This is a genomic window from Acinetobacter sp. FB (assembly GCF_056033405.1).
Map to the genome: position 1 here is coordinate 797,656 of NZ_CM148502.1, position 18,431 is coordinate 816,086.

The window sequence follows — 18,431 nt, forward strand, 5'->3', positions numbered from 1 at the left end:
ATGAGTAGAGGCACTCGTACATTCGAAATCTACCGCTATGATCCTGATAAGGATAAAGCGCCGTACATGCAAACTTTCAAACTTGAGTTAACCGATAAGCATCGTATGTTGCTTGATGCGTTACTTGCGTTGAAAGTGCAAGATGAGTCATTAACATTCCGTCGCTCTTGCCGTGAAGGTATTTGTGGTTCGGATGGTGTGAACATCAATGGTAAAAATGGTTTAGCGTGCTTGTGGAACTTGAACGATTTACCAGAGAAGATTGTGATCCGTCCTTTACCTGGTTTACCAGTGGTAAAAGACTTGGTTGTAGACATGAACCAGTTCTATGATCAATATGACAAGATCCAACCGTTCTTGATTAACAATCAGCCTGCACCAGCAAAAGAGCGTTTACAGTCTCAAGCAGAACGTGAACACTTAGATGGTCTATATGAATGTATTCTTTGTGCATGTTGTTCAACATCATGCCCATCATTCTGGTGGAACCCTGATAAGTTCCTCGGACCATCTGCATTGTTAAATGCATATCGCTTTATCATTGACTCTCGTGATACGGCAACACAAGAGCGTTTGGCTCGTTTAGACGACCCATTCTCTTTGTTCCGTTGTAAAGGGATCATGAACTGTGTATCAGTTTGTCCTAAAGGTTTAAACCCGACGAAGGCAATTGGTCACATTCGTAATATGTTGTTAGACCAAGCTGGTTAATACAGTTTTCTGACATGTGAAAAGGGAGCTTTTAAAAGTTCCCTTTTTTATTTTGTTTAAATCCTTTTCTGTGTTGGGGGCTTGTAAGGCTTATTATCGAGTCCTTAAAAATATTATTGAGTGTTGAAAATTTATAAATTTTGAGCTTAAGAAAAATTACTTGGATTAATAATAAAAATGAATGATCTATTTTTAGGCGCTCTGCATAATGTTTGTGCAAGAATTGTAGAAAATCTTTAACTTTGGTCGATAAAGGTGCAACTATTATAAAAAGGGCGGTATATTAGAATATAATTAAGAATGTGTATTTCGCTGCTTTATAGATGGTATGTGTCAAAAAAATCAATTCGTACATGAGAACATGTTACGATTTCTGCCACGACCTGAAGCAAAAAATAAGCATATTCCTGATGTTATATCGCTCTAATGCTTACCAATTGTATGGATATAGTTTGGGTTAAAGTCAATTTAGAAAAGTTAATATTTTTGTTAATTTTTCTAAAATGGTTTGCAAAAAATTGCTCGATTTCATCGAGTATAAGGATGAGTTATGTGCTTTGAATTGAAAGTGCATAGCTCATTTATTACATCAAAAGGAATACTCCTGATGTGTAGTGATAATGTCTCAAGGTTGGATGATCTTGAGTAGTAGTGTCATGTTACCAATTTGATACTATGAATCATGGGTGTGCTTAAAAGGCAACCTGTATTATTTTTTGCAATAGGAAATGGGTCCAAAAATGCAAGAAGTTGCTGACGCACTGCGTCTTGACACTGAACTTTCCGCTGATAGTGCAGCGTATATTGAAGAGCTTTACGAACAGTACCTAACTTCTCCAACCTCAGTGTCAGAGGATTGGCGTGAATATTTCGATAAATACCCTAAAGGTGATCAACCACACGGCAGTGTGCGCGAGCAATTCCTCCTTTTGGGTCGTAATTCAAACCGAGTTCAACCTGTTGTACAAAGCACTGTAAGTACAGAACATGAGCGTCGTCAAATTGGTGTATTACAACTTATCGCTGCTTATCGTAACCGTGGTCATCAAAAAGCCAAACTTGATCCATTAGGCCTTGCGAAACGCGAAGAAGTTCCAGATCTTGATTTATCTGCACATGGTTTAACCAAATCTGATTTAGATACTGTATTTAATACAGGTAACCTCGCGATTGGTAAAGCAGAAGCGACATTGTCTGAAATGGTTGAGTCCATGGAAGCAATTTACTGCTCTTCAATCGGTGCAGAATACATGCATATCGTTGATACTAAAGAAAAGCGTTGGATTCAACAACGTTTGGAAGGTGCTCGCGGTAAATTCAATTACACCAATGATCAGAAAAAAGGTTTTCTTGAGCGTTTAACCGCTGCGGAAGGCTTAGAGAAATATCTTGGTAATAAATTCGTTGGTGCGAAACGTTTTGGTGTAGAAGGCGGTGAGTCTTTTATTCCAATGATGAATGAAATCATTCAACGTGCAGGCAGCGTCGGTTGTAAAGAAGTTGTGATTGGTATGCCACACCGTGGTCGTCTCAACCTTCTTGTGAACATCATGGGTAAAAACCCAGCGGATCTTTTTGGTGAATTTGAAGGTAAGAGCCTACATAAAAAAGGTTCTGGTGACGTTAAGTATCACCAAGGTTTCTCTTCAAACGTAATGACTCCGGGTGGCGAAGTTCACTTAGCATTGGCGTTTAACCCATCCCACTTAGAGATCGTTGGCCCTGTAGTTGAAGGTTCGGTTCGTGCACGTCAAGTTCGTCGTAAAGATATTGGCGGCGATGACGTTCTTCCAGTGATTGTACATGGTGATGCTGCATTTGCGGGTCAAGGTGTAAACCAAGAAACCTTCCAAATGTCACAAACACGTGGTTACACAGTGGGTGGTACCGTTCACATCGTGATCAATAACCAAGTGGGCTTCACAACTTCTGATCCGCGTGATACACGTTCTACAGAGTATTGTACTGACGTTGCGAAGATGATTCAGGCGCCGATTTTCCATGTGAATGGTGATGATCCTGAAGCTGTGATTTTCGTAACTCAGCTTGCACATGATTTCCGTCATACTTTCCGTAAAGATGTCATCTTAGACTTGTTCTGCTACCGTCGCCGTGGTCATAACGAAGCGGATGAACCATCTGCAACTCAACCATTGATGTATCAAGTGATCAACAAGAAAGCAACAACACGTACGTTGTATGCTGATCAATTAGTTCAAGAAAAAGTGCTTGATCGTGCAAGTGCTGATGCCATGGTTGAAGGTTATCGCTCTGACTTAGAAGCAGGTAATCATGTTGCCAATGCTTTAGTTCGTGAACCAAACAAAAAAATGTTTGTAGATTGGTCGCCATATTTAGGTCACGAATACACAGATATTTGGGATACAACTTTTAGCATCGATCGTCTAAAAGAACTTGGTTTGAAAATGAATACATTACCTGAAGGTTTTGTATTACAACGTCAAGTTCAGAAAGTGATCGAAGATCGCGTGAAGATGCAAACAGGTGAAATGCCACTTAATTGGGGTGCAGCAGAAACTTTAGCTTATGCATCTTTGCTTGACGATGGCTTCCTTGTGCGTATCACGGGTGAAGATGTGGGGCGTGGTACATTCTCGCACCGTCATGCCAAATTACATAACCAAGTCGATGGTTCGGTTTATATTCCACTTTGTCATATCAAAGAAAATCAGCCACGTACTGCAGTCTATGACTCTTTGTTGTCAGAAGAAGCAGTGCTTGCATTTGAATATGGCTATTCAACGACATTGCCAAAAAGCTTAATCGTTTGGGAAGCACAATTTGGTGACTTCGCAAACTGTGCGCAAGTTGTTATTGACCAATTTATAGCTTCGGGTGAAACCAAGTGGGAGCGTGTGTGTGGCCTAACAATGTTGTTACCACACGGTTATGAAGGCCAAGGTCCAGAGCATTCATCTGCGCGATTAGAACGTTTCTTACAGCTTTGTGCTGAAGACAATATGCAAGTGATGACACCAACAACACCAGCGCAGATTTTCCATGCGTTGCGTCGTCAAGCGGTTCGTCCGATTCGTAAACCAATGATCGTAATGTCACCAAAATCATTACTCCGTCATAAACTTGCGACTTCAACTTTAGATGAATTAGCAAACGGTTCATTCCAAACTGTGATTGATGAAGTTGATCAAATCAATAAAGCTGATGTGACTCGTTTAGTTCTTTGTGGTGGTAAGGTTTATTACGATTTACTCGAAAAACGTCGTGAGCTTGGTCTAAACCATATTGCGATTGTTCGTATCGAACAATTGTATCCATACCCAGGACAACGCTTAGCTGAGGTTATGGCTCAGTATCCAAACATTCAAGAACTTGTTTGGGCACAAGAAGAGCCGAAGAACCAAGGTGCTTGGTTATTTATCGTTCCTCGTTTATATGAAGACGTTCTTAAATCAGGTAAACAAATTCGTATTAGCTATGCTGGTCGTGACGCATCTGCCGCACCTGCTTGTGGCTCGCCATACTTGCATGCAAAACAACAAGCTCAGCTTATCAATGACGCACTCGCGATTGAAGTTGAACAATCAGGAGATTCTAAATAATGGCAACCGAAATTAAAGCACCGGTATTTCCAGAGTCAGTTGCTGACGGTACGATCGCAACTTGGCACAAGAAAGTAGGTGAACCTGTATCACGTGATGAAGTGATCTGTGACATTGAAACCGATAAAGTTGTTTTAGAAGTGGTTGCTCCAGCTGATGGTAGCTTAGTTGCAATCATCAAAGGTGAAGGCGATACAGTTCTTTCTGACGAAGTGATTGCTCAATTCGAAGCTGGTGCTGTTGCTGCCGCTGCTCCTGAAGCTGCTGCACCAGCCGCGGCTGCTCCAGTTGCATCTGCGCCAGCAGCTGCATCAACTCAAGCAGTTGATCAAAACCAAGCACCTGCAGTTCGTAAAGCATTATCTGAAACTGGTATCAATGCTGCTGACGTTCAAGGTACAGGCCGTGGTGGTCGCATCACTAAAGAAGATGTTGCGAGCCATCAAGCTAAACCTGCTGCATCAGTTCAACCATTAAGCGTTGCTGTAGGCGAGCGTATCGAGAAACGTGTTCCGATGACACGTTTACGTAAGCGTGTTGCTGAGCGTTTATTGGCTGCGACACAACAAACTGCAATGTTAACAACGTTCAACGAAGTTAACATGAAGCCAATCATGGAAATGCGTAAGCAATATAAAGATGCTTTCGAAAAACGTCATGGTGCACGTTTAGGCTTTATGTCTTTCTTCGTTAAAGCGGCAACTGAAGCGTTAAAACGCTACCCAGCTGTAAACGCTTCTATCGATGGAGACGATATCGTATATCACGGTTTCTATGACATCGGTGTAGCTGTTTCTTCTGACCGTGGTTTAGTTGTGCCAATCCTTCGTGATACTGATCGTATGAACTACGCTGAAGTTGAAGGTGGAATTGCTGCATATGCTGGTAAAGCACGTGAAGGCAAATTATCGATCGAAGAAATGACTGGTGGTACGTTCACGATCACGAACGGCGGTACTTTCGGTTCATTGCTTTCAACACCTATTTTAAACCAGCCACAAACAGCAATCTTGGGTATGCATAAAATCCAAGAACGTCCTATGGCGGTAAATGGTCAAGTTGAAATCTTGCCAATGATGTACTTAGCGCTTTCTTATGACCACCGTTTAATCGATGGTAAAGAAGCAGTAGGTTTCTTGGTAACAATTAAAGAATTGTTAGAAGAACCAGCTAAACTCATTCTTGATCTTTAATACATTAATTATAAATCTCCCCTAACCCCTCTTTACTAAAGAGGGGAGTCCCGCCCTTTTCAAGAAGGGGATTCAGGGAGATTAATTGGAGATAAAAATGTCTCAACAGTTTGATCTTGTTGTTATTGGCGGTGGACCTGGTGGTTATGAAGCAGCGATTCGTGCAGCTCAACTTGGTTTCAAAGTCGCTTGTATCGAAAAACGTATTCACAACGGTAAGCCATCTTTGGGTGGTACATGTTTAAACGTGGGTTGTATCCCTTCTAAAGCATTACTTGACTCTTCTCACCGTTATGAAGCAACAATTCATGAGCTTGCTGAACACGGTATCACGACTGGCGAAGTTAAATTTGATTTAGATACTTTGTTGGCACGTAAAGACAAAGTTGTTGATCAATTGACCGGTGGTGTTGCTCAATTACTGAAAGGTAACGGTATCGAGTGGTTACAAGGTACTGGTAAATTACTCGCAGGTAAAAAAGTAGAATTCACACCGTTTGAAGGTGAAGCACAAGTTTTAGAACCTAAATATGTCATTCTTGCGACTGGTTCTGTACCTGTAAATATTCCAGTAGCTCCAGTTGATGAAGACTTAATTGTTGATTCTACTGGTGCATTAAAATTCCCAGAAGTTCCTAAACGTCTTGGTGTGATTGGTGCTGGTGTTATTGGTTTAGAACTTGGTTCTGTATGGCGTCGTCTTGGTTCAGAAGTTGTTGTGTTTGAAGCATTAGATGCTTTCTTACCAATGGCAGACAAAGCATTGGCAAAGGAATATCAAAAAATCTTGAAAAAACAAGGTTTAGATATCCGTATCGGTGCAAAAGTTTCTGGTGCTGAAACCAATGGTCGCGAAGTAACGGTAAAATATAACCAAGCTGGCGAAGACAAAGAACAAGTTTTTGACAAGTTAATCGTGTGTGTAGGTCGTAAGGCATATGCAGAAGGTTTATTGGCAGAAGATTCTGGCATTAAATTGACTGAACGTGGTTTGGTTGATGTGAATGATCAGTGCCAAACATCTGTTGAAGGTGTTTACGCGATTGGTGACTTGGTACGCGGTCCAATGCTTGCGCATAAAGCAATGGAAGAGGGCGTAATGGCAGTTGAACGTATACACGGTCATGCTGCTCAAGTGAACTATGACACAATCATCAGCGTTATTTATACACATCCAGAAGCTGCTTGGGTTGGTTTAACTGAAGAACAAGCTGCTGAAAAAGGTCACGAAGTTAAAGCAGGTCAATTCCCGTTTGCGGTGAATGGTCGTGCGTTGGCTGCTGGTGATACTGCTGGTTTTGTAAAGTTCGTTGCTGATGCAAAAACTGATCGTTTATTAGGTATGCACGTTGTGGGTCCAAATGCATCTGATATCGTACATCAAGGTATGATCGCACTTGAATTTGTATCTTCAATTGAAGACCTACAATTAATGACTTTTGGTCATCCAACTTTCTCAGAAGTTGTACATGAAGCCGCGCTTGCTGTTGATGGTCGTGCCATCCACGCGATTCAACGTAAACGTAAATAACAAAATAAGTGTGGTTCGCCACACTTTTTAATTAATGATGGTTGAAATAAAAACAATCATTTACTCAACTTGTAACAGTCTATAATTTATAATATATCTAGACTGTATGACAATAAACTACATAGTAGGTAACTGAATGAACTTACATGAATATCAAGCTAAAGCATTATTGAAAAAATATGGTATGCCAGTACAGGAAGGTATATTGGCAACAAATGCAGATGAAGCCGTTGCTGCGTTTGAACAGCTTGGTGGTAAATTTGCTGTAATGAAAGCACAAGTTCATGCTGGTGGTCGTGGTAAGGCTGGCGGTGTAAAAGTTGCGAAATCAAAAGAAGATGTTATCGAATTTGCAAACAATATTATTGGTACGCGTCTTGTAACGTATCAAACAGATGCAAATGGCCAACCAGTAAATAGTATTATTGTTGCTGAAGATGTATATCCAGTTGAGCGTGAGCTTTATTTGGGTGCGGTTGTAGACCGTTCTAGCCGTCGGATTACTTTCATGGCTTCTACCGAAGGTGGTGTAGAAATCGAGAAAGTTGCAGAAGAAACGCCTGAAAAAATTATTAAAGTTGAAGTCGATCCACTTGTTGGCTTACAACCATTCCAAGCACGTGAAGTTGCATTTAAATTAGCATTAAAAGATAAACAAGTTGGTCAATTTGTTAAAATCATGACAGCTGCATATCAAGCATTTGTAGAAAATGATTTTGCTTTATTTGAAATTAACCCACTTTCAGTACGTGAAAATGGTGAAATTTTGTGTGTTGATGCAAAAGTAGGCATTGACTCAAATGCATTATATCGTTTACCAGAAGTTGCTGCTTTACGTGATAAATCTCAAGAGAATGAGCGTGAATTAAAAGCATCTGAATTTGATCTTAACTATGTTGCTTTAGAAGGTAACATCGGTTGTATGGTGAATGGTGCTGGTCTTGCAATGGCAACGATGGACATCATCAAACTTTATGGTGGTCAGCCTGCAAACTTCCTTGATGTTGGTGGCGGTGCAACGAAAGAGCGAGTAATCGAAGCATTTAAAATCATCCTTGCTGATACGTCTGTACAAGGTGTTTTAATCAATATCTTCGGTGGTATCGTACGTTGTGACATGATTGCTGAAGCAATTATTGCAGCGGTTCAAGAAGTAAATGTCACTGTACCAGTTGTTGTTCGTTTAGAAGGTAACAATGCTGAGTTAGGTGCTAAATTACTTGATGAATCTGGTTTGAAATTAATTTCTGCGAATGGTTTATCTGATGCCGCAGAAAAAGTTGTAGCTGCAGTGAAAGCGTAAGGAGTATCAATCATGAGCGTATTAATTAATAAAGACACTAAAGTATTGGTACAAGGTTTTACTGGTAAAAACGGTACTTTCCACTCTGCACAAGCTTTAGAATACGGTACAAAAGTTGTTGGTGGTGTTACTCCGGGTAAGGGTGGTACAACTCATCTTGAACTACCTGTATTCAACACGATGAAAGAAGCGGTACGTGAAACAAATGCGGATGCATCCGTAATTTATGTACCAGCACCATTCGTTTTAGACTCAATCGTTGAAGCGGTTGATTCAGGTGTTGGTTTAATCGTTGTGATCACTGAAGGTGTTCCAACCATCGACATGCTTAAAGCGAAACGCTACTTAGAAACTAACGGTAACGGTACTCGTTTAGTTGGTCCTAACTGCCCAGGCGTGATCACTCCGGGTGAATGTAAGATTGGGATTATGCCTGGCCACATCCACCAACCAGGTCGTATTGGCATTATTTCACGTTCAGGTACATTGACTTATGAAGCTGTTGCTCAAACAACTAAGCTTGGTTTAGGTCAGTCGACTTGTATCGGTATCGGTGGTGACCCAATCCCAGGTATGAACCAAATGGAAGCGCTACAATTGTTCCAAGATGATCCAGATACTGATGCTATCATCATGATCGGTGAGATCGGTGGTACAGCGGAAGAAGAAGCTGCTGAATTCATCAAATCTAACGTGACTAAGCCTGTTGTTGGTTACATCGCTGGTGTAACTGCACCTAAAGGTAAGCGTATGGGTCATGCTGGTGCGATTATTTCTGGTGGTCAAGGTACTGCTGAAGAGAAATTCGCTGCCTTCGAACGTGCGGGAATGGCTTACACGCGTAGCCCAGCTGAGCTTGGTTCTACTATGTTGCAAGTTTTAAAAGAGAAAGGTTTAGCGTAATACGTTAGATTTTAATCTTTTAAAAAACCCCAATGGAAACGTTGGGGTTTTTTTATTGTGGGAATACCATCTACCAAATTTACATTTAATTTATGAAAGAATACCCATGATAAAATACTTGACATGGTTATTTTGTATTCGTACTTTATAAGATAAGTTTCAATGCTAACAATAAATTAATGGAAGTTATATATCTAATTTTTGGAAAGTTATATGGCAATTTGCCGTATAACGTTTGTTAGGTCTTAAAGCGCTATGCAAGCATTATTCGTACATGGAATGGGGCGCTCGCCTTTATCTGGTTGGCCAATGCTTCGCCATATTAAAAAGGCTGGCATTACAACTAGGTGCTTCGGCTATTCTGTAAGCTTACAATCGTTTTCTGAAATTCAAGTTCGCTTGACTAGATGGATTGAAGAAATCGCAGCAAAGGGAGATTATGTGCTCATAGGTCATTCCCTTGGGGGAGTGCTAATCCGCTCTGCTTTAAGTTCGCTCCCAGCAGGAACAAACCAGCCCAAACACATCTTTCTGCTTGGTTCTCCAATCCAAGCCTCACAACTTGCTCAGCGTTTCAACAGGAACTTCCTGTTTCGCTCAGTCACACGTGACTGTGGTCATCTGCTTAGTTCGATAGAGCGAATGGCAGCTATACCGTGTACTGAACATTCAACCACAGGCATTGCTGGTATTAAAGGACTTTCAGGAAAACTGAGCCCATTCAGAACAGAATTTAACGATGGAATTGTCTCGTTATCTGAAGTAAGTGCCGATTGGCTTACAGATCAAGTCAAGTTACCTATTATCCATAGCCTACTTCCATCTAGTAAACAAGTTGCACAAATCATTATTCAACGCATTAATTGCAAAGATACCCATGCTCAGTTTTCAAATCAAATTCCTTAATCTAAGAGCCTGAAATCTCATGTACTACAACAACGACTAATTATTTTGCTTTATTCAACTATTTTGTATTGCAGTGAAGACTTTTGTGCACTCCTTTATTGTATTGAGCTAGCATTTGATAATGAAATTATTGATAAAAGTGTTTTTATGACTGCTTTGTTGGTTTGGATTGAGTCAATTCTTAATTCATTTCGTTTCATCACACCGATTAACAGTAATAGAACGATGAGCTAATTAGTCTAAGGCTAAGATAAATGATTAAAGAAAAATTAATTTATAGTATTAAGCAGTTTATAGATAAAAAAGATATATCTATTAAGAATGCACAAAGAATAGAAGTTTTTCTTGATGATTTGAAGTCAGAGGAAGAGTTGATAAATAATATGATTCTAATTTTAGCTTCATATGTGTGTGGAGGCGGTGTGTACATGTATGATGAAGATAAGGTAATTTTAGAATTGAAAAAAATCTTAATTTTTTTAAATGATGCTTAAGCTCCACTATTTATCTATTTATATTTTTTAGATGAAAAAAAGAGCCTTATTACTAAGACTCTTTATAGATCAACAATATTTAGTCTGCTTTTGGTTTTAACCCTTGGGTCAAACCATTGATATCACCACCTTGTAAGCCAAGTTCATTCATTAAACTATCAATGAGCGGTGCTTGTGAACGATAGCGTAGGGCGCTATTCACCACTTGGTCAGACAAAGAAGTTTGACTACTTTCTATTGTTTCACCTGACACAGAACCACCTGCGAAATTACTTAAACCATTGACCTGTAAAATCTTGATGTCATCAATATTTTCCATTGGTTTAACACTTTCTCGAATGATCTCAGGTAAATGTTTAAGCAACGCTAAACGAACTTGCATTTCTACTTGCTCAGCAGAAAGAGTATTGGCGGCTTCATTCACTGCACGCGCACCTTCCGCATCAACTTGATATTGTTTTTCCAACGCTTGGGCAAGCAATATTTTAGCATCGGCTTCACCTTTCGCTTTTAAGCGAATTTTTTCAGCATCTGCTTCAGCAGCAATACGGACAGCTTCCGCTTCATCAGCAGCGGCTTTTTTACCTGCATCGGCAGCAACGGTAATCGCAATGGCTTCTTTCTCTGCCGTTTGTTTAGCTGCAACCAGCTCGACTGCTTTTTGACGTTCCGCACGTTGAGTTTCACGAACAGTCACAACTTCTTCCTCTGCTTTCACCGCTTCAGCTCGGGCTTTGTCGGCTTGGGCTTTGGCTTCTGATTCAGCACGAGATTTTTCCGCAATGGCAATGGCACGATCTTGTTCAGCCAACTCAATGGTTTTTTTCTGTTCAACCTGCGCCTTTTGAATCAATTGTGCCTTTTGGATATTTTCATTCTCAACATCACGGGCAGAGGCAATACGTTTAAGCTCCACTTCACGTTCCGCAGCGATACGAGCTTCTTCAGCTTCACGTTTTTTACCTGCTTCTTGTGATGCGATTTCAGCAGTTTGTTCTGCTTTACGAATTGAAATTTCACGCTCTTGTTGCAGCTTGGCATATTCCTCTTCACGAGAAATTTCCAAACGAGCACGTTCAGCTTCCAAGTTTTTAGCACGAATTGCTAAGTCCGCATCTTGTTCAATATCGTTACGTTTTTTACGACGATCTTCAATAGTTTCAGTTAGTTTGGTTAAACCTTCTGCATCAAAGGCATTTTGTGGATTAAAGAATTTAAAACTGGTCTGGTCTAAACCAGTCAATGACACTGTTTCAAGTTCTAAACCATTTTTAGATAAATCTTCAGAAACGACTTGCTGAACTTTCTGTACAAAGTCCACACGTTTTTCATGTAGTTCTTCCATTGCCATCTCAGCAGCAACAGCACGTAAAGAGTCAACAAATTTACCTTCTACCAAGTCTTTCAATTCTTGAGGCGACATGGTTTTTCGACCTAATGTTTGGGCTGCCGTTGCAATTGATTCACCAGTAGGTTTGACTCGAACATAGAATTCAGCCATGACATCGACGCGCATACGATCACGAGTGATCAGTGCTTGATCTGCTGCACGTTTAACTTCGAGGCGCAAAGTATTCATATTCACAGGAATAATTTCATGTAAAACAGGGAGGACAATTGCTCCTCCGTTCAGAATAACTTTTTCACCTCCAAAACCTGTTCGTACAAAGGACACTTCTTTGCTGGAACGGGTATATAGGCGAGCAATCACGACGCCGATAAAAATGAGTGCTGCAAAAATAATACCTGTGATGATTAAAATTTCAGTCAATGCTGAACTCAACATTTAAAATCCCTCATTAAATTAATATACAAATTAAGCGTTAATTGCTTGGAATCCAATTTTTGTTCTTTGGGTTAAAATCACATCTTGCCCTTGATAAAAAATAATATCTAACTCAGGTTCAACCAAGACATAATGGGTTTGACCAAATTGATCTTTTACCTTAGCTTGAGCAGGGGAGTTTTGTTTGGCTTGTCCTAAAATAATTTGTGCTGTACGACCAATCAGCTCATCACTATGAATGGCTGTGGTTTCATCTTTTGGAATAATTTTACTGATCAATGCTGCAGTTGTTCTCACTAGTGGCATACATAAAAATAAACACATAGGAGCAATAATCCAAGCAGATAAATAATGCTCGGTTAAATGGAAAAAAATATCCTGAATAATGAGACCTGTGAGTGAGTAGACCGTTAAAAAGATAATTAACCAAATGAGAAGAGGAACTTTTCCTAAATAAAGCCATTCTAAAAGCTGAGTAAAAATACCATCAGTATGTTCAATAGAAATATCTGCATGATCAACATCAACTAGACTGTCTGGTAAAAATTGATCAATGAAACTACTACTACCGCCAAATAATAATAAAATTAATTCTAGAGCACCTATAAATAGGCATAGCATTAATGAAATACTAAAAACAATGTTTGATGGATGTGTTAATAAATCCCATATCATTTGTATTACTCTTATTTCTTTTAGAGATAATTAATAAAATTTTTATAAAAATAAATCATTTATAAGATTAAATGTAACTTGATTTAATTTCAACCCAAATCATTAATATTATTAAAGACAAAAAAAACGCAATGATTGGGGTAGTCATTGCGTTGAACAACGAATCTGCAGAAACAGTTTCGGTTGAAAGGAGAAATGTCATGAGATTAGTGTTTACTAATCTACTTGGCTATAGTACAAAAAAACCTGACAGAGTTCATAGGTATTCATGTAAACTAGTGTTAATGGATGTTAATATGTGACAAAAATTGTTAGTTATCGGGTTGTTACCGAGGTCTAAAACTAAATTTAATAAGATATTTACATGAAAAAAGCCTAAATATTAGGCTTTTTTTGCAATAAAAGTAACGTAAATTAGAATTTAAACAAACCTAATCCACTTTTCACTTCATCTAATGTTTGCTGAGTAATGTCACGGCATTTATCTGTACCATGTTTTAAAATGTCCATAATATAATCAGGATCTTTTTCGAGTTCAGCTCTGCGTTCACGAATCGGTAAGATCAATTCTTTGAGTACACCTTCTAGGCGTTTTTTCACCGTACCATCACCTAAACCACCACGACGGTAATGCGCTTTTAGTTCTTCGATTTCTTCTTTATTTGGATCAAACGCATCAAGGTAAGTAAATACAATATTACCTTCGACTTGACCTGGATCTTCAATTCTTAAGTGATTTGGATCGGTATACATCGCATTGACTGCTTTTTTAATATCTTTATCAGAAGCATTCAGGACAATCGTATTACCGAGTGATTTAGACATTTTAGCCTTACCATCAAAACCTGGTAAGCGTCCCATATTTGATAATAATGCTTTACATTCAGGTAATAAGTCATGACCAATTTGGCGGTTAACACGACGTACAACTTCATTGGTTTGTTCAATCATTGGGATTTGATCTTCGCCAACAGGTACTACAGTCGCTTTAAATGCGGTAATGTCTGCTGCTTGAGCTACTGGATAACATAAAAAGCCAGCAGGAATATCTCGTTCAAAACCACGCATTTGAATTTCTGACTTAATGGTTGGATTACGCTCTAAACGTGCAACAGTCACAAAGTTAAGATAAAGCATTGTGAGCTCATTCAGTGCAGGCAAGCATGACTGAACGCAAATTGTTGTTTTAGTTGGATCGATACCAACCGCTAAATAATCTAAAGCAACTTGGAGAATGTTATTACGAACTTTATCTGGATTGTCTGCATTATCAGTCAGTGCTTGAGCATCTGCTAATAAAAGGTGTTGATGATGACTGTCTTGTAAACCAACACGAGAGCGTAATGAGCCAACAAAGTGTCCAAGATGAAGTTGTCCAGTAGGGCGGTCGCCTGTCAAGATGATTGGACGTTGATCAGCATTACTCATGATATGTTCCAAGATTCAGTAGTTTCATAAATATAAAGATTGATATTATTGTACGGGAAATAAAATTTTTTCGTCAGCGATTGCTTAAACTTTTTCTTAAAATAATGTTGTGAATTTATTGAGGAATTCTACAATAGCGAAATAAATACAAACTGGGAAATAAAAATGGCGAGTGGTTTATTGTTATTACTCGATGATATTGCAACGATTTTGGATGATGTTGCGGTAATGAGTAAAATGGCTGCAAAAAAAACAGCAGGGGTGTTGGGTGATGATTTAGCCCTAAACGCGCAGCAAGTCAGTGGTGTACGTGCAGATCGAGAGTTGCCTGTGGTATGGGGCGTGGCTAAGGGTTCCTTCGTTAATAAGCTTATCTTGGTTCCATTAGCATTACTAATTAGTGTAGTTGCACCTTGGTTAATCAATCCTTTGTTAATGATTGGCGGTTTATTTCTATGTTATGAAGGAGTAGAAAAAGTTGTACACATGCTCCAGCATAAAAAAGCAAAAACGGCTGAGGAGGCCAATGAAAGCTTGGAACAGATCGAAATAGATTTAGACAAGTTTGAAAAAGAAAAAGTAAAAGGTGCGATACGTACCGATTTTATTTTATCTGCTGAAATTGTGGTGATTTCGTTAGGTACAGTTGCAACAGCTGCATTTATGACTAAAGTGACTGTATTAAGTGTGATTGCAATCGTAATGACCGTAGGTGTTTATGGTTTTGTTGCAATGATTGTGAAAATTGATGATTTAGGCTTATATTTAACACAACAGGCATCTACGTTTAAAAATAAAATAGGTCGTGGTCTACTCGCATTTGCTCCTATTCTAATGAAAACATTATCTATTGTTGGAACGGTTGCAATGTTTTTGGTAGGTGGTGGAATTATTTCGCATACAGTTCCTTTATTACATCATTTTACTGAAGAAACCGTAGACCATTTAGAGTTAATTCCAAGTTTTGGTTCAATTATCGGTGCCTTAACACCAACTTTGATTAATCTAGGAATCGGCTTTATTGCAGGTGCTGTTGTATTAATGGTTGTTATGCTTATTCAAAAATTTTGGTCAAAAGCATCTGCATAAATAAAATGCTCAATCACCATCATTATCATATGTGAGGTTAATATGCGTTGGAAAGGTCGTCGTGTCAGTACCAATGTTGAAGATCGTCGTGGTGGTGGCGGAGCAAAAGCAGGTGGTATCAGTATTATAGGTTTGATCGTTGCATTTGTTGCGTGGAAGTTTTTTGGAGTAGATCCACAACAAGCCTATCAAGCAACTCAAGCGGTTACCAGTGCCCAGTCTTCGCAACAGGGTGTTGCGCCACAAAATTTAACTGCTGAACAGAAAGAGGCAAGTGATTTTGTTGGAACTATTCTTGCGGATACAGAAGATACTTGGACTCCGATTTTTCAAAAACTTGGCATGACTTACACGCCACCACGCTTAGTTTTGTTTAGCGGTGTCGATAAATCAGCTTGTGGTAGGGCACAAGCAGCAATGGGGCCTTTTTATTGCCCTGCGGATCAAAAAGTTTATATCGATACTGCTTTCTTTAAAGATATGCGCCAGCAAATGGGTATTTCTGGTGAGCAGAATCAGACAGAACTTTCTCGTCAAGATCAAGCAGGGGATTTTGCGCAGGCTTATGTCATTGCGCATGAAGTTGGGCATCATATTCAAAATCTATTGGGCATCTCTGGTCAAGTACAGCAAGCACGTGCACAAGCTAGCCAAACACAAGGAAATCAGCTTTCTGTCCGTTTAGAATTACAGGCGGATTGTTTTGCTGGTATTTGGGCGCATCAGAATCAACAGCGCACCCAATTTTTAGAACAGGGTGATATTGAAGAAGCAATGGATGCTGCCGAGAAAATTGGCGATGACTATTTACAACGTAGAGCTACAGGTCAGGTTGTTCCGGATAGTTTCACACATGGTAGTAGTGAACAACGAATGCATTGGTTTCAGCAAGGTCTGAAATCTGGAGAGATCAATCAATGTGATACTTTTAAGTAAAAACGATGAATATTTGTCCTTGATTTTTATACGGAAGATATACGATTTATAAGAAAAATTAACGTAAAATTAAATTGTCTATACTGATTTGAGGATGATGGGTTTATTACTGCATCTAAGTTATCTCTTTTGAAATAAAAAAATGCTGTATAGACACTAATTTTCCACTCAGTTTTAGAATAATCCATTCATAAATTTTATCAACATTAAATTTTAAAATTTAAGTAACGTATCTTATTGAAAATAAGTAAGAGGTTGTATGGGGAATTATTTTCTATTACAGGCATTAACCGTAATTTTTGCATTATCCATTGCAACGACCATTTTTAATAAAAGGATTTTAGGATTCCCACAGGCAATTGGTGTACCGATTGTGTCGGCAATTTTTGTCTTTATTTTACAGTGGGGAGCCAGTTTATTAAATGGAAATCAGTTTGTTACGATTAATATTCATAATATTGAAGCCGCAGTACGCGAAATCGATTTTTATGATTTTTTAATTAATGGTGTAATTTGCTTTATCCTAACATCTTCTGCTTTAAAGTTTAAAATTTCAGATCTACGTAATTACTGGAAGCCAATCAGTATATTAGCAACGATCGCTTTAGTATTATGTGCCGGTTTTTATGCGGGAATTTTATATTTTTTCCAATGGGCAGTGGGCTATCCTGTTCCGATTTCAGTTTTATTGTTATTAGGCGCAGCCTTAGGAGCAACCGATCCTATTGGAATTAAAGGCGTATTAAGTTCCATTCGCGCACCTCATCACTTGATTGTAAAACTAGAAGGCGAATCTTTATTTAATGATGCGATGTGTATCGCTTTGTTTATGACTTTACTGAAAGTTTTACAAGGTGAGCACTTCTCATTGCTTGCGACCGTTGAAACATTATTATATGAAATTTTTGTCGCAGTGATTATTGGTTTCGCATTTGGCTTTGGAATTTTGCGGTTATTGCGTGGTAAGCATGAGATGGAGTCACTAATTTTAACGACTGCCTTACTTGCGAGTGGTTCATATCTGGTTGCGTTATTTGCGCATGCATCTGCGCCAATTGCTTGTGTAATTGGCGGTTTAATTGTTGGGAATAAATGGCAAGAAATCCGTGAACAACGTGAAATCCGTGAAGTAAATCATTTCTGGCATACAGTTGAAGGCATTATTAATTCATTTCTATTTACGTTGATTGGTTTAGAATTATTTATTTTAGATTTAAGTGTAAATTTAATCATTGGAGGAATTGTTTCTTTCTTAATTCTTCATCTGTCACGATTCGCAGCGAATTTCTCCGCTTTTGCTTTATTTCCTTCATTTCGATACAAAAGTTACAATGGTAGCTTAACTATTCTGTCATGGGGTGGCGTCCGTGGGGGTATTTCATTGGCTTTAATTTTAGCTGTTGCGAACATTCCTCAGCTCAGTCCTTATAGCAGTATTTTAATTGGATATACTTTTATTAGTGTACTTTTATCTGGTGTTGTGTGTGGCTTAGGCTTACCTGCTGTCATGAATACTTTTTATTATAATCCAAATGAACAAACAGAGGGGCTAAAAGGTTTTTATCAACAGATGTGTAATAAAATGAACCGACGTGGTTTTAAATATATCGTTGGTGAAGATGCTTTAGGTAAAGAAATAATAACAATTTATAATCCAGAAATTTTATTAGATCAAAAATCAGATGATGGCGTGGCAACAGTCCACCACCCAAATAAAAGAGATGAAGTAAGGCGTTTAGAAAATCCCAATAATTTTTAATATTATATTTTGTTCTTTTGATAAAAAGCCTTTAGTTAATATTAAAGGCTTTTTTATTTTATGGTTTTAAAATTTCTAAAAATTATTTTAACCGATCTTAAAATTCTTTTTAGGAACTAATTAATATTATTTTATA

The 18,431-nt window shown here is 38.7% G+C and carries 14 protein-coding genes; 11 read left to right on the forward strand and 3 right to left on the reverse strand.

Annotated elements, in window-relative coordinates:
• The 8 genes from AC0JIQ_RS03820 to AC0JIQ_RS03855 all read left to right on the forward strand — a co-directional run bounded on the left by AC0JIQ_RS03820 (position 1) and on the right by AC0JIQ_RS03855 (position 10,622).
• A complete protein-coding gene (locus AC0JIQ_RS03820; protein ID WP_004664446.1) occupies positions 1–711 on the forward strand; it encodes a succinate dehydrogenase iron-sulfur subunit in 711 nt (236 codons plus the stop codon).
• A 740-nt stretch (positions 712–1,451) separates the two neighbouring features.
• Entirely contained in the window at positions 1,452–4,292 is a 2,841-nt protein-coding gene (locus tag AC0JIQ_RS03825) for a 2-oxoglutarate dehydrogenase E1 component (protein ID WP_474202683.1), read from the forward strand.
• Positions 4,292–5,485, forward strand: a complete 1,194-nt coding sequence (gene odhB / locus AC0JIQ_RS03830) for a 2-oxoglutarate dehydrogenase complex dihydrolipoyllysine-residue succinyltransferase (protein ID WP_346510643.1) — start codon at positions 4,292–4,294, stop codon at positions 5,483–5,485. The genes AC0JIQ_RS03825 and odhB overlap by 1 nt, the downstream gene beginning before the upstream one ends.
• A gap of 97 nt (positions 5,486–5,582) precedes the next feature.
• The gene (gene lpdA / locus AC0JIQ_RS03835; protein ID WP_046739361.1) at positions 5,583–7,016 is read left to right on the forward strand and encodes a dihydrolipoyl dehydrogenase; all 1,434 of its coding nucleotides are present in this window, start codon (positions 5,583–5,585) and stop codon (positions 7,014–7,016) included.
• A gap of 136 nt (positions 7,017–7,152) precedes the next feature.
• On the forward strand, positions 7,153–8,319 hold the full coding sequence (gene sucC, locus AC0JIQ_RS03840; protein ID WP_004664440.1) for an ADP-forming succinate--CoA ligase subunit beta: 1,167 nt from the start codon (positions 7,153–7,155) through the stop codon (positions 8,317–8,319).
• A 12-nt stretch (positions 8,320–8,331) separates the two neighbouring features.
• Positions 8,332–9,222 (forward strand): succinate--CoA ligase subunit alpha, encoded by an 891-nt coding sequence (gene sucD, locus AC0JIQ_RS03845; protein ID WP_474202684.1) that lies wholly within the window; start codon positions 8,332–8,334, stop codon positions 9,220–9,222.
• A 279-nt stretch (positions 9,223–9,501) separates the two neighbouring features.
• The gene (locus AC0JIQ_RS03850; protein WP_474202685.1) at positions 9,502–10,128 is read left to right on the forward strand and encodes an esterase/lipase family protein; all 627 of its coding nucleotides are present in this window, start codon (positions 9,502–9,504) and stop codon (positions 10,126–10,128) included.
• Positions 10,129–10,382: 254 nt separating this feature from the next.
• Positions 10,383–10,622: a hypothetical protein gene (locus AC0JIQ_RS03855; RefSeq protein ID WP_474202686.1), complete on the forward strand. Its 240-nt coding sequence runs from the start codon at positions 10,383–10,385 to the stop codon at positions 10,620–10,622.
• 79 nt (positions 10,623–10,701) lie between these two features.
• Here the strand turns inward: AC0JIQ_RS03855 and AC0JIQ_RS03860 are convergent, their stop codons facing one another.
• From AC0JIQ_RS03860 to trpS, 3 genes are all read right to left on the reverse strand, one after another.
• Positions 10,702–12,408 carry a flotillin family protein gene (locus tag AC0JIQ_RS03860; RefSeq protein ID WP_474202687.1) on the reverse strand — a complete coding sequence of 569 codons (1,707 nt, stop codon included), beginning with the start codon at positions 12,406–12,408 and terminating at the stop codon, positions 10,702–10,704.
• Between the two features lie 30 nt (positions 12,409–12,438).
• Positions 12,439–13,083 (reverse strand): YqiJ family protein, encoded by a 645-nt coding sequence (locus AC0JIQ_RS03865; RefSeq protein ID WP_474202688.1) that lies wholly within the window; start codon positions 13,081–13,083, stop codon positions 12,439–12,441.
• A gap of 414 nt (positions 13,084–13,497) precedes the next feature.
• Positions 13,498–14,511 (reverse strand): tryptophan--tRNA ligase, encoded by a 1,014-nt coding sequence (trpS, locus tag AC0JIQ_RS03870; RefSeq protein WP_004664430.1) that lies wholly within the window; start codon positions 14,509–14,511, stop codon positions 13,498–13,500.
• 165 nt (positions 14,512–14,676) lie between these two features.
• Between trpS and AC0JIQ_RS03875 the strand changes: the two genes are divergently transcribed.
• The 3 genes from AC0JIQ_RS03875 (at position 14,677) to AC0JIQ_RS03885 (ending at position 18,295) form a co-directional block, all read left to right on the forward strand.
• The gene (locus AC0JIQ_RS03875; protein ID WP_474202689.1) at positions 14,677–15,600 is read left to right on the forward strand and encodes a DUF808 domain-containing protein; all 924 of its coding nucleotides are present in this window, start codon (positions 14,677–14,679) and stop codon (positions 15,598–15,600) included.
• A gap of 42 nt (positions 15,601–15,642) precedes the next feature.
• Entirely contained in the window at positions 15,643–16,536 is an 894-nt protein-coding gene (gene ypfJ, locus AC0JIQ_RS03880) for a KPN_02809 family neutral zinc metallopeptidase (protein ID WP_474202690.1), read from the forward strand.
• Between the two features lie 259 nt (positions 16,537–16,795).
• Positions 16,796–18,295, forward strand: coding sequence for a cation:proton antiporter (locus AC0JIQ_RS03885; protein ID WP_288401476.1), 1,500 nt, complete (start codon positions 16,796–16,798; stop codon positions 18,293–18,295).
• The last annotated feature ends 136 nt before the right edge of the window (positions 18,296–18,431 follow it).